This is a genomic window from Alteromonas sp. ABH4_453 (genome assembly GCF_056160665.1).
The window spans coordinates 13,034-26,680 of sequence record NZ_JBSWXP010000010.1 but is presented as its reverse complement, the minus strand read 5'-3'; the positions used below and the strand labels follow the sequence as shown (position 1 = coordinate 26,680).

At 45.1% G+C, this 13,647-nt stretch carries 9 protein-coding genes; 5 read left to right on the top strand and 4 right to left on the bottom strand.

Features of this window, described 5'->3' with window-relative positions:
• Positions 1-88 precede the first annotated feature (88 nt).
• From ACXAGV_RS17820 to ACXAGV_RS17805, 4 genes are all read left to right on the top strand, one after another.
• Positions 89-928, top strand: a complete 840-nt coding sequence (locus ACXAGV_RS17820) for a GAF domain-containing protein (protein ID WP_474874390.1) — start codon at positions 89-91, stop codon at positions 926-928.
• 79 nt (positions 929-1,007) lie between these two features.
• Positions 1,008-4,166 carry a protein kinase domain-containing protein gene (locus ACXAGV_RS17815; RefSeq protein WP_474874389.1) on the top strand — a complete coding sequence of 1,053 codons (3,159 nt, stop codon included), beginning with the start codon at positions 1,008-1,010 and terminating at the stop codon, positions 4,164-4,166.
• On the top strand, positions 4,159-4,848 hold the full coding sequence (locus tag ACXAGV_RS17810; protein ID WP_474874388.1) for a sensor histidine kinase: 690 nt from the start codon (positions 4,159-4,161) through the stop codon (positions 4,846-4,848). The genes ACXAGV_RS17815 and ACXAGV_RS17810 overlap by 8 nt, the downstream gene beginning before the upstream one ends.
• Positions 4,845-5,474: a response regulator gene (locus ACXAGV_RS17805; protein WP_474874387.1), complete on the top strand. Its 630-nt coding sequence runs from the start codon at positions 4,845-4,847 to the stop codon at positions 5,472-5,474. Before ACXAGV_RS17810 ends, ACXAGV_RS17805 begins: the two co-directional genes overlap by 4 nt.
• A 214-nt stretch (positions 5,475-5,688) precedes the next feature.
• Here the strand turns inward: ACXAGV_RS17805 and ACXAGV_RS17800 are convergent, their stop codons facing one another.
• The 4 genes from ACXAGV_RS17800 to ACXAGV_RS17785 all read right to left on the bottom strand — a co-directional run bounded on the left by ACXAGV_RS17800 (position 5,689) and on the right by ACXAGV_RS17785 (position 11,256).
• Positions 5,689-8,136 (bottom strand): S8 family serine peptidase, encoded by a 2,448-nt coding sequence (locus ACXAGV_RS17800; protein ID WP_474874386.1) that lies wholly within the window; start codon positions 8,134-8,136, stop codon positions 5,689-5,691.
• 232 nt (positions 8,137-8,368) lie between these two features.
• On the bottom strand, positions 8,369-8,923 hold the full coding sequence (locus tag ACXAGV_RS17795) for a hypothetical protein (RefSeq protein ID WP_474874385.1): 555 nt from the start codon (positions 8,921-8,923) through the stop codon (positions 8,369-8,371).
• A 94-nt stretch (positions 8,924-9,017) separates the two neighbouring features.
• The gene (locus ACXAGV_RS17790) at positions 9,018-9,746 is read right to left on the bottom strand and encodes an Lcl C-terminal domain-containing protein (protein WP_474874384.1); all 729 of its coding nucleotides are present in this window, start codon (positions 9,744-9,746) and stop codon (positions 9,018-9,020) included.
• A gap of 10 nt (positions 9,747-9,756) precedes the next feature.
• A complete protein-coding gene (locus ACXAGV_RS17785; protein WP_474874383.1) occupies positions 9,757-11,256 on the bottom strand; it encodes an ethylbenzene dehydrogenase-related protein in 1,500 nt (499 codons plus the stop codon).
• 143 nt (positions 11,257-11,399) lie between these two features.
• Between ACXAGV_RS17785 and ACXAGV_RS17780 the strand changes: the two genes are divergently transcribed.
• Positions 11,400-13,637, top strand: a complete 2,238-nt coding sequence (locus ACXAGV_RS17780; protein WP_474874382.1) for a DNRLRE domain-containing protein — start codon at positions 11,400-11,402, stop codon at positions 13,635-13,637.
• Positions 13,638-13,647 lie beyond the last annotated feature (10 nt).

Below are 13,647 nucleotides of genomic sequence, written 5' to 3'. Positions count from 1 at the left end.
ACTGATAAGCAAGGAACTCTCTTATTTGTGTAATCTTATACAAACAGATGGGAGGAGATGGCACCAGTGAAGCGACGAGGAATATGCCATGCCGTTACAAATAGCCTTTACAGAAAATAACGGAAGCGTAAGTGAGCACTTGCTTTTTGAATGTCGCGAGTATCAGGTCGGCCGCTCTGAAAGCGCGGACATCGTTATTCCCCACCCCCAAGTTTCTCGCTCTCATATTGTATTACGAGCAAACAAACAAGCTGACAACGATCACGTTTGGCAGCTAAATGACATGAGCTCTACAGGGTGCTTCAGTGCGGGAATTCAAATAAAGCACCTGACGCTAGACAAGCCCCATGTATTACAGCTTGGTCCAGTACCCTGTGAATTTACTCCCCTTGCGCTCAATAATGTAGTCAAACTTGATAGCCAACGGGAGTGGAGAAAGCAACAACTAAAGCAGTACCAAACGCAGCTTCAACAGTGTAATAGCAGTAATGCTCTTATTAACCTTGCCAGAGAATGTTTAACCCAATCATTAGGGTGTGAACGGGCATCACTCATTTTGTTTGATAAGATAAATAACTATCAACTCGGGGTAGGCTCTGAAAGCTGGATGCAAGGTGAGGACTTTACCGGTAGCCGTACTATCATCAACCAGTGCATGCAAGCTAACGCTGTTCGTGCCATTGGCAATATTGTTTGCGACAAATCGTTAAACAAGCAGCATAGTATAATCAGTCACGGCATTCAGGCTGCCATCTGTGTACCAGTTTGTATTGATGAAAAGCCCGTTGGCGTATTGTACGCAGACTCGACGCTGGGACGCCGTTACTTTACCCAAACGGACATAGATTTTGCCACCTCTTTAGCGAATATGATTTCGATGCGTTTGTTATTCCACACAATTGAGCATAAACTTTCACTTATAAGCTAAAATAAAAATAACAATTTAGTGAAGCAATTCGTTTATTCGAGTGCGTCGCTGTAGTGGTTAGTGAAGTGTGGAGAAGGCTTTGAACAGGCCCGATGTATTCTCGTCGCAAAACAATTCTCTTAAAACTGAGGCGCTAGCTTTAGGGACTTCTATTGCGCCAAATTCCCGTCTAGCTAACCGTTTTCGGGTTGTTGAACAACTTGGTTCAGGTGCTCAGGCCGCCGTTTTCAGCGCCATCGATGAATTACTTGATGTGAAAGTTGCACTTAAGGTCATTGAGGGTGGCGCCAGCGACCCGGTTAAAATGCAAACCATCCGCAATGAAGTCAACATCGCTAGGCAACTACAGCATCCTAATATCATCCGTGTTCATGACGTTTTCTCTGATGGAGATACCGCCTTTTTTACAATGGCGTTTATTGAAGGCGAGCCTCTGTATACACGCATTCAACAACCTATCAGCAAAGCCGATTTCGACAAGTGGCAGCAACAGCTCGTTGAGGCACTGTTGGCCTGTAAATCGATAGGCATTAAACATGGCGATATAAAGCCAGACAATATCCTTCTTGATCACAATGAAGACATTAAACTGATCGACTTTGGAATTGGGCAGAGCGCTGCATCTGGCGCTCAAACGAGCGGACACCAACGCTATACCGCTCCTGAAGTCATCCAGACTGGAAAAGCGAGCGAACACTCTGACACCTACAGCTTAGGAAGAGTGTTAGAAGATATGCTGGGCTGTGTACAAAAGGAAGGACTGGGCTTTTCTCAATACCTGTGGACGAAAAAACGCAAAGCTTGTATTGAACAATTAACACACCATTTGCCCGCGAAGAGACTCTCTTTGGAGCAGGCGCTTAACATCAGCTCATCAGGCGATAACGGCAGTGCTAATGTAACTTACAAAACCCTTGTCACCTTTTCCGCCATTGCCATATTGGTACTTGTGATTAGCGCCAGCATTTTTTCTTACTCTTGGTATCAAAAAACGCAACCCAGACTGCCCTCTGATACTCCTATTCAGCTACTCGTACTCAATGACCCTCAATATCCACTTTTAGATACGATAAACACGTTACTGCGCTATCCCCTGTCTACTCACCCTCACATTGTTTTAGATGATAAAGCGCAAACCCAAACATTGGTGTCAAACTTAGCGTTATCCCCATTTAATAACGACAATGACAGAGTAGACTTAGCGGCTTCAACGTCGGTAAACAGCGTATTATTACTTGATGCTACGCCTACCAGTAGCGATAGTTACTTACTTCACGCCAGTGTTCTTAGTATGCCCGCTAACGAACCTATATTTCACGTGTCACATAATGTAAATGCAAACACCCTGTCCGATGATTTAAGTGTATTTGCTAACAAGCTCATTCAATCGCTATTTGACGCCATCCAAACGCAATCGCCTCAACCACTTCCTGACTTACGCTACCTTGATGCCTTGGACACCGCTTGGCAAAAAGGAGAAGCGTTAAACAGCGCTGACACCGTTGAGGCAATTATAGCAACTACACCGGACTATCCAGGTGGATGGGTGGCAAAGGCTCGAAACGATTTAAATACGGGCGACTATGACGGTGCCAGGCAAGCGATAGGAACCTTATTCCAACTCTCTGACTTGGCAGTGTATTGGCGTTTACAAGGCGAGCTATTAAGAGCAGAGCTAAACGAAGATCTATCTCTTGCTCAACAATCAATAGATGCGCTTATTTCTCAGTTCCCTGACAGACCAGACTTGCTGTCGATGCGTGCAGACATATATCAGTGGGCTGGCGAAGATGCCAAAGCAATGTCCGACTATAAAGCTGCTTTAGCCCTTCGCCCCAATAATGGACAACTTTGGTTTGAACTTGCTCGTCTGCAAATTATTAATGGGGACATTGAAACTGCCACCAGCGACTCATTAACTCGAGCACTCGTAGCGTTTCGTCAAGCAAAAGATCCCCGAGGCGAGAGTTTAGTTCTTAACGCTTTTGGTATTGCTTACCTACGTACAGCTGACAATGTGGCTGCAGCGCAGTATTTTAAAGACGCACTAACATTGCGTGATGCAAAAACGCAGCCCTCTCAGCGGGCTAAAACCTTGGCCAACCTTGCCATCGCCACATCTCTTACGGGCGACTATGCCACCGCAGAGGCGTCATTAGAAGAAGCGGTAAAACTACTCCACGATTTAGGTGACTTGGCACAAGAAGCCCATGTAAACGATACACTAGGTTTTATGTTTGAAGAGCGAGGCCAGTTCGCAAGAGCGTTAGAGTACTACAAACGCGGTCTTGATATTCGTGTGCAAACCGATGACAAGGTGCTTCAGCCGCAAAGTATGAGCAATGTGGCCTATATGCATTTTCTAATTGGAGATATCTCTCTTGCTGAGATTTACTGGCAGCAGGCGAAAATGCTATTTGAAAGAAATGGGGACGAGTCTCACTTACTTCGAACCCATCAAAATCTTGCACAGTTGAGTTTGGTAAAAGGGGACAAGAATACCGCCACCAATTATTTAACCACTGTCGAGCAACGACTCGGTACACAGCACAATCAAGAAAAGCTTTATAACCACCTGCTATTCAGCTACTTAAACTTTGCAAACGGAAATTTGACCGAAGCCACGCAGCACGCCGCTGACGCAAGACGCTTAGCTCTGGCCTCTGAAGATGTCAGAGCCCAAACCGAGGTATTACTATGGCAGGGAGAGATGTGTTTACTTACAGCAAACTGGTTGTGCCTAGAAAACAGTCTTGAAGCCGTGACGCCTACCATTAGCGAAGAGCGCCACGAGCAATTTGCCGTTTATCAATGGTTAACATTGGGATTGAAGCATCATAAAGGCACACTAAATAACGAACGTGACGAGATCTACACTACACTTGTCGATAACACCAACGTGCCGGTAATCACTGAAATTAAAATTCTGCTCGACATGCAGCAGCGGCTTTCTTTGAATGAAAATAGCAGCGCCATGGAGAAGCTTGGCTCGCTCATTAAACCAACCTACTACCAGCCTTACCTGCAGTGGCTATACGTAAAGGCGTCACTAGGTGATGAAGAGTCCATCGAAAAGTTAAAGCAAAAATTAGCGTTATATCCTACCTACTGGCGGAACCACCTTTACTATCGCGCCATACCAGGTAAAGAAGACACGGTGGATGACTTAACATCCAAATGGCTATCTCAATTACCTGAGCAACAGGTTGGAGACTACAGGAACGCCTATTTTGACTGACTTGGCCACCGAGATAGAGAATATTAAAGCGTTACAGGCGACACTTCAGGCTCGATTAGATGCTGACCAAGAGGTTTTGCAACAGCTCGCAAAACGATTGTGGGCTCAACAAGAATCAGAAAAAGCGAAGCTTTCTCGTGAATTACATGATGGGATTGGTCAGCTGCTCACAGGGCTGACACGAAGACTGCAAGCATTATCAACCTCTTCGCCTGAAATAGAAGCCCTACACGGTATCGCCGAAATGGCGTTAAATGATGTCAGACAATTATCGCGGCTAATGAGCCCAACAATCCTTGATGACTTAGGTCTTAAACCAGCACTTAACTGGCTTTGTAGAAATTTGCTCAGTGGTGAAGATATTGAATATCACACCGAGATTACCGTACCGCCTGATCTGCCCAAAGATATAAGCACTTTATTATTTAGAATTGCGCAAGAAACGCTGGTTAATGCTATAAAACACAGTGAGGCCACCAACCTTACTTTATCAATTTCTTACCATCATCACGTTATTCGTTTGGATATTCTTGATAATGGTGTAGGGTTTGATAGTAAAGCCATAGAGCCCGGTATTGGCCTTTCTAGTATTCGCGACAGAGCAGAAGCGTTCAATGCGACACTGGAAATAGACTCTGCAGTAGGGCAAGGCACCAGAACAACAGTAACGGTACCCGTATGACAATTCGTGTAGTGCTAGCCGATGACCATGTGCTGATGCGTCAAGGCGTGTCTCAAATGCTAAATGCCAACCCAGATATCAGCGTAGTGGGAGAATGCGACGATGGTGTCGCGCTAATCGCTGCTGTGTTAAAGCTCTCGCCAGATGTTATTTTAATGGATATTTCTATGCCGCGAATGAGCGGGCTAGTGGCGATTGATAAAATTTTGTCCCAGCGCAGCGACGCAAAAATTCTTGTGCTGTCTATGCATAACGAAGTGGAATACATTGAAGCCATGCGCGATGCTGGCGCTAAAGGCTATATATTAAAAGAATCCTCCGGCGAAAGCCTGGTTGAAGCCATAAAGAAAGTTGCCTCAAACAAAACCTGTTTTCCCAATGAACTAACCCAATCATCTAGCGATCAATGTCAGAAGCACGTATCGCCGCTAAGCGTATTGACGCGAAGAGAGCGAGAGGTATTCTTCTTAGTTGCAGCAGGCAACACCAGTAAGAAGATTGCTGAACTCTTAGATATGAGCCTAAAAACCGCAGAAAACCACCGAAGCAACATTTACAAGAAGCTTAATTTAAGTAGTTCTGCAGAGCTTATCAGAATGGCAGGAAAAGCAGGTTTGTTAGAATAGTTGAGGTTTATTCTCAGCGTAGAACTCTTTTCCATTCCCCTTCTTTCCATATTCCATATTCAGCGAATGCTGGTTGCAGTATCTTAAGCCCTAAACAAAAAAGAGGGGCCTTACTTCATCTGAAACTCTCCACAGCATGGATGCTGTGGCGAAGGCCCCATGGATGGGTTTACGCCGTGTTTCAGATGGAGCAAGGCCCCTCTTATATCAGAAATTAAAGTTCTGCGTATTGCGTTAGGATAAACGCGGCTTCGCCTCTTGATACCCCATTTTGTGGGTTAAAGAAGGCTTTAAGCGTAGGCTGTAGGTCAAATGGACCTTGCTCCACTTTCACTTCTACCTGCATTAGCCCTGCAGCCAGTGCTTGTTGAACATAGCCGCGATACTCAGGTGCAATTGCGTCTGTATCTTCAACTTCCACCGCTTCACCAAGCACGATAGCGATAACCTTTTCAGAGTCAAAGCTGCTCGCGGCATCTTCAAGACCTAATGCTTGAACCATTGAGTACGCCATTTCTTCCTTACTTACCTGCATATTGCTACCAAAAAAGTCGCCGTCAACTTGCATCACCGGTTGCGTATTCATCTCTAGATCCCCAAGCACAGCGCCAGTTGCTGTTGCTGAATTTACGGCGGCAGCATTTTCTGCACTCACGTCAGAGAAGTTCACTGTATTACCATCGTTGGTTTGACGAAGATTAGCGCTAAGCGCTAGCGTATCAGCAAGCTCTACACGCGTTAATGGTGCATTTGGTGCAAAACCGCTTTCCTTTGCGTCCATTAGCTCATTCGCTACTACGTATTCAATGAATGGTTTAGCAGGGTGACCCTCTGCATCATCAATACCGGTATAGCCTGATGTAACTAATAAACGAATGTTCACGTCGTTGGTGCCAGGTATACCCACACCGTTTGTAACACCGAGTGGGTCAACTGACACACCACTAATGCTGCCAATGCCTCGGCTGTATAGTTTCCATGTACCCGGCATGCCCGGAGCAGCTGTGCCTACAGAAGAACCTAAAACAGGCAGGCCGATGCCAGAACCGTAGGTATTTCCTGCTGGGTCTTCTAGTACGAACGCTGTTGCCGTTTCGATAGATGCATTAGCCACTACCATCGATACTTCAGGCCCTACTTCAAAAGTTTCAGTTGGCGACTCACCCACTGGCAGGTAAGTCGTTGGTAGCGTAAAGCTGTCGCCCTCTGCCACGTTAGCAAATGCGTTAAATTTACGATTTTTCTTCACTGTATCGCCAAATACTTCCTCGCCTTCAAGCACGGCAGTTACAGCAGCATAAGCGTTAACATAACCTGCGCCCACTTCCCACTCGTCCATGCCTGCCATTGGTGTTGCGGTTTCCTGAAGAATACGCTTCACGTCTTCCCATTGAAGGTTTGGATCCGCTTCTAGCATTAGTGCAACAATACCTGACACATGCGGCGCAGCCATTGATGTACCGCTAGATACGGTATAAAACGGTAGGTGCTGTGGCTCAATCATCTCCGCGTCGTCAGCTGCACTTAAACCGCCTAAGCTAGACAGTGATGCACGAGCAGAAATAACGTCTACACCCGGCGCTGTTACGGTAGGACGGTCTTCCCACGTGAACACTTCTCCATCAACAACCGCTTGACCACCTTTACCGTCGACACCGCGAGAACTAAAGTCTGCTAGCTCACCCTGCTTGTTACCCGCAGCCACTGTAATTACCCAAGGGGCCTTTTTAAAGTTACCAGTAATTGTCGATTCGCCTGGACCTGAGTTACCCGCTGAGAACACGGTAATAATACCGTTGTCAGCCAATGCTTTAGTTACAACGTTGGTTGGATCGTCTGGGTTGAAGTCTGTACCTACATCACCTGTGTTACCGAATGAGTTAGAGATAACACGAATGTTGTAATCGAACTGGTGTGTTAACGCGTAGTCGAAGCCGCCGATAGTATCTAAAATAAATAAAGCGGCACCCGAGCCATAACCAATAATGTCTGCACCTGGTGCTACACCTGCGTGTAAACCGCCGCTCTTAGCGCCGTTACCGCCTACTGTACCTGCCACGTGCGTTCCGTGACCGCCTAGAATATCGGTGTTAGAGACGTTTTCTTGATAAGTAATCGGTAAAATGCCGCTATAGCTGTTTAGGTTCACTTGCGCTAAAACGTTTTGAACAACATGATCAGGGAATGCTAAATCACTGTGTGTGCCGTCAACACCCGAGTCGTTTACCACTACACCAATGCCCTTACCTGATACCGGCATGCCATTTATGCGAATGTCGCGGTCAGCCTGCAATGCCTGTACACCCGTAATTTGAGTCGACTCATGGTTTTCTAGTTCTAGCGAGTCGTTATTCCACACTGACACAACGTCATCACGTTGATAAAGCGCTTCAACTTGCTGCTTGTTGGCTAACACACCAACAATAGGCACGTTACGCAGGCTAACACCGCCAGTGATGCCTAACGATTCAAGTGCTGTAATTTGTTCTGTTGTGGCAGGTCCCTTACCTTCAAATGTAACAATAACTTGTTGTAGTTCTCGTGGCGAAGCAGCAAGTGCATCGGCCAATGTTTTGTCGAAAGTTTTTGCATTCACCATGCTCGCTGGCAGGGCACAAGCAATAGCTACTGATAATACTGTTTTGTTATTAAGGAACTTCATAATACACCTCTCTTTGAGTACCCCTTGAGTATTTAACAACCAAAGAAGCAAAACTATGGGGAGTTCCCCCTATTCGATGTAATTTATAAAAGCGTTGAAAAAACAGAAATTTGAAAAGAAAAAAGCCCTCACAAAAGGAGGGCTAAAAACACCAACTATCGAGAAACATAGATATGTTGGAGGGAACGAACGCGATATAAGAAATGAAACGCTTATTAACATTAAAAACGCTTTACTGTTGGCGTTTTCTCAGTGAAGTCAACGCGAACAAAACTAGCATTAGAGTAGCAAAGGAAGCGGGTTCACTCACTTGTGTTGAGCCATTGTTGGAACCATCATTAGGCTCTACTGTTTTAACTAACTGAAACAAACCGCCCGCACAGCGGTCGCCACTTTCAAAGAAAACACAAGTATCGGTTTGCCCTAGTCCAGCTAAACCTGAACTAATAGTAAACTCGTAAGGAACACTTGAATCTTCGATGAAGAACTCAAAGCCTTCGCTGCTTTCATCACCAAACACACCATCATCTAAATCAACTATCGCAAAGTCAGCAATGTCGTCTTCTAAAATATCGTAAGAGACGCCATCAAACTCTAACTGAAAAACAAACGATAACCATGTGTTCATATTGAACTGGGTTTCGTTTTCATCGAAAGTGATTTGCCCAATCAAACTGGTTTCGTCAGCTTGGTCACCTAACACTAATCGAGTGAAATCATAAGTGATTACGCCAGCAAAAGAAGGCGCAGAAAATAGAACGAACACTGCTGCAATTAATGACTTCATAGAATGGATATCCATGTGATTTCGTAGAATCAGTATCGAACCAACTGTACGAAGTGCAAATAGGTATTTCCCCCTACATAGTGCCAATGGCTAGTTAATTGTGAGTGTATGCGATGCTTTGCTTTCTACCTAAGAACGTACTTTGATGCATCGAAAGGGGTAGCGCTTTTTTGTCCGCAACAAGCATGACATGAGCAGCATTTCTAAAAGGTAGAACTCGACTTTTTCCATATTTGAAGTTGACCGCAACCGCGCCAACTTCCAAATACGCAAGCGCTTGTGTATTAATACTGTTGCTCTGCGTTTGCGACCAATAATCCCCTTTTTGTATATGAGGAAAAAAAGCGCTTTGTATAAAAGGGCCATTAGGTTTAGTTGGTGTTTGAACCAAGGCAGTCAGCTCTTCTTCATTGGGCAAGCGCCAGTTAGATAGGTTACACACTTTCCGTTTAATCGCTTGCTGCTGAATATGCCTTGTATCGCAACCCGGCTTGTTGAAATAACAACTCCCTCGCTCTTTCACTCCTTTACGCTTTTTTTCGTCGAACCAACTGTAGCTCCAATAACTGTCAAAGGGTGACTCGTCATCTCTTCCCACCAGCCAAGTAACCTCGAGCTCTCTGTCGTAAACACAATGCCAAGGGCCTTGCTCATTTGAAATGGCCTGTCCATGTGAGTTCAATTTTACGAATCGATACTCTGCTGTTTCTTTAGCTGCAAATATATCAGGCACGCTTTTTAAAAATTGATAAAGTACGCTTAACTGCGTACCAACGAGGACTATAGCGCAAAGGACAAAAAGCTTTTTTACGAATAACAGCATAGCATTACCCTTACAATTCATAGCTAAGCCGCAAAGGTCTAACATGTCGGGTATGAGCAATTTGAGCGTGATCAAACGCGCTTACCCACAAACAAATACCATCAGTTAAACTGATGTCTGTCTTTTCGGAAGCTTGCTTCTTTCGCACAATTTCAAGGTTCCAGTAACCGTTTGCATACCTTCCATAAGCACGCACGTCGGCTCGTCCCCCTTCAAGCTGATTAGAACGGTACAAAACCGAATTGATCAAACTGCCTATTGGTAAATCATCCCGTTTGGGAGAATAAGCTTTGTAGTCAAACCAGCTAGCATAACCTTGATGGTCAAACGAAGGTGCGTTAGGAAGGCGTTTCGGGGTAACATTTTCGCTGCTGTACCATTTCCAGTTTAAGACGTAGCTTCCCCCCATATCGCCGTCTTGCTGATAGCCGGCCGTGTACCTTTTTTCGCCTATAATAGGCGCTACGGGCCTGCCGATATAACTGTCGTCGACCAAGTACATAGCATTCGTTCTTACCGCTTTCCACTGCCACAAATCAACGACACCGTCGGATGTAAAATGATAGCCTTTTTTATGTTTATTAGCAGGTAGTTCAGACCGAGGCTGACTCCCTAAATGGGCGGTGGCAGCGGCTGCTATACTGCAACTTTTAGAAAACAGCAGCGCCAGTTTATCTTCGTAATACTCCTTCTCATCGAACCGCTCAAAACCATGGCTTTTTACTCGCCAACCTGCATCGGTTTTAACTAAAGGAAGGTGAAGTAAACTTTCCGTAGGATCTTGCCAGCGAACAAAGAAATATGTTTCAGCCGTATTGTGAAGCGTTTTAATCGTAACGTCCGACGTCCCTTTATAAAAATTGGCGCCGGCAAAAGTTTTTACTATGACGCCAGGTGCCTTTTGCCAAGCACTCTCATTGGCTTTTCCATCAATTTTGATAAACACATCGTCGGCAACCACTTTAGATTGCAGAGTGGTAGGCGTAGATAATGTGAACAAGTACAAACTACACGTTACCAATGCAGCTGCCCCTAAATAAAAATATCCTTGCTTGAAAGTGAAAGGTTCAAAAATAATGTGGAGAAGGTATGTTACCGGCTTTTGAAAGTAGTATCGCAAGGGGTGTAGCGCAATAAAAATAAGTAGTCCTACCGCACTATAATAATGGATAAAGCGCACCACTATATGTGTCAGTTCAAAAAAGAATTGTGCCCCACCACTCACTACCGACACGCAAATAAGTGCAGAGCCTATTTGGTTAAATGTTTTTGGTACAGCCTTTTCTTTTCGTTGATTTAGCAGCGCGAAAAGCATTACCGGCATCATCACAAGCAATAACAGCCCTGAAATCACGTGCCAAATATGCACAAGCCCTTCAGGTAACAGCCAATCAAAATAAAGCCAAAAGTCTCGATGCTGTGACGCAATACGAAAGCCGCTTAACAACTGTGTGATTAAGCAAAAGCCTACTACCAGATGGCTAAATAAAAACAGTTTTTTGCGCGTCATTTTCGTACACAAATTTGCCGAATACTTATGCTGCACAATTATGAATTTTTTATGACTCCCCCATCAATAGGGTGTTCCCCCCATATCTCATCGCCTCATTTTTTTATCCAATACGCACCAAACAAAACTAAGGTAACAGTCATATGATTATGCGTAGTTATAGAACGATTCTGGCACTGCTTTTATTGAGTTATGCGGGCACGGTAGTATCAGCTACTCACTTATACCGGTTAGCATGGGATAGCGACCCCGCACACCAGGCGATAGTAGGTTTTTCACCTAAGGGGGTTAGCCTTTCACCTTATGTTCTATATGGAACGTCAACCGATGAAGACCAATGGCAACGGGTAGAAATTAGTCACAAAGCCAGTTTCTTTAGCCTTGAATCTTACTTTGTGCGGCTTACCCGTTTGCCTGCCGACAGTGCGATTTACTTCAAGGTATGTGATTTTGATGGTTGTGATACCCCAATGTGGTTTAAAACTGCATCAACTGAACCTACCCCATTTACAGCTATTGCAGGCGGCGACACACGCACGGGCTGGACGACGCGGCAGGAAGGCAACAAGCTAGTAGCAAAGATTCGCCCCTTGTTTATTATGCACGGCGGTGACTTCACCAATGGTAATACCCCTTTTGAAATGGCGGGTTTTCTTGATGACTGGCAGCTAACTTTTTCAAATGATGTGATAAACGGCAAAGCGTTTAAGCGCATTTATCCCATCATTCCCACTCACGGTAATCACGAAGACACCAACTATGCCACCTTATGTCAGGTGTTCGGTGTCGACTTTATACGAGACAATGTGTGTGATGAACAAGACACCTACGGCGCGTTAACCGTTAATGCACTGGCTAGAGTTTATACGCTCAACAGTCAGTACCAAGAAAGTGGATGGCAAGTGTATGCAACCCAGATGAATGACTGGCTTGCGTCAGATTTGCAGTCGAGCCAGCAAGCGCCCTTGTGGCGACTAGCCCAATACCACAAGCCCATATTCCCTCATTTCGATGGAAAGTCATCGAATGAAGGGTTGTTCCAGTGGTGGGCAACACTGTTTTACCAGCACAACATGAACCTTGTTGTTGAGTCAGATACCCACATCAACAAACTGACCTATCCTATGACACCAGTGCAAAACGAGGTCGCCTTTCGTCGTTCAGACGAAGGTGGTACCGTTTATGTGGGTGAAGGCAGCTGGGGCGCTCCGGCTCGTTCTGCTAATCAGTCCTACCCTTGGACCATTGACCTTGCCAGTATTCAACAGTTTAAAGTGTTGAGCATTACTTCTAGTGAAATACAAGTGCGTACCGCTGAATTTGATGAAGAAGCCAGCACTCTTTCGATGGAACAAAGAGAAAGGAACCCGTTAGCCTTGCCTGAAAATATTAAATGGTGGATAGCCAATGACGTAGGCGCTGTTTTCACTCTAACTCAGAACAGCAAAGGGTTAACAACCTACTTACCGCCAAATCAAGAAAATCGACGGGCTTATACGCTTACAGCAAAACACGATAGTTTTATCTCTAGTGCAAAACCCACGATGAACTACAACGCTTACCCTAGCGGTATGATGGTGGTTAATAACCATGTTCAGTATGGTGAAACAAAAGCTCTGATGAGCTTTGATGCAAGTGACATAGCAAAATGTGCCACTCTCGATAGCGCTACCCTGTCTTTTCAATCTAACCCAAGCCAAACAAGTACCGCAACGGGGTTAGCTAGCGAACTATTTCCCGTATATCCGAACCCCACGGCATTGGGCATATCAACTGTTACGCCAAGCTTCAATGAAAACACTGTGAACTGGCATAGTGGGCATTCGCTCTTTTCTAGCAATGCATTTGCAAATGTTAACGTCATTGATGCAGGTAATAATATAACCCTTCCTTTAGACGAATCTACTATTCGTACACTGCAGCAACAGTTTTTAGTACACGGTGCGTTTGGGCTTGGAATTTCATCGAAGCATCCTCTACAGCTGCGCTTTATCGACGCTAGCGAAAACACCAAATCACCTGTTTTGCACGTGGCCTTTTTAGCTACCGAAGATTGCTTTTCAACGCCTAACAACCTTTTAACGCCACCGCAGACCCTTGCAAACTTGCACGCAAGCGCAGGCGTTTTTGAAACCTATTTCGTTGATGCTATTGAGAACGACAGGACCCTTTCCATTTATTTAGAGCGCGGTTTTGGCGATGCTGATTTGTATGTACAAATTGGACAAAACGTCAGTTTTCGTAACTATGTATGCCGCTCTAATGGGGTAGACAATACGGAAAGCTGCATCATTGACGTACCGCATGGAAGCGCCGTTTCTATTGGTATTCATGCTCGCTCTCAATACCAGGGGCTGAGTTTACGAATTACAGATAAATAACTCCGTATAT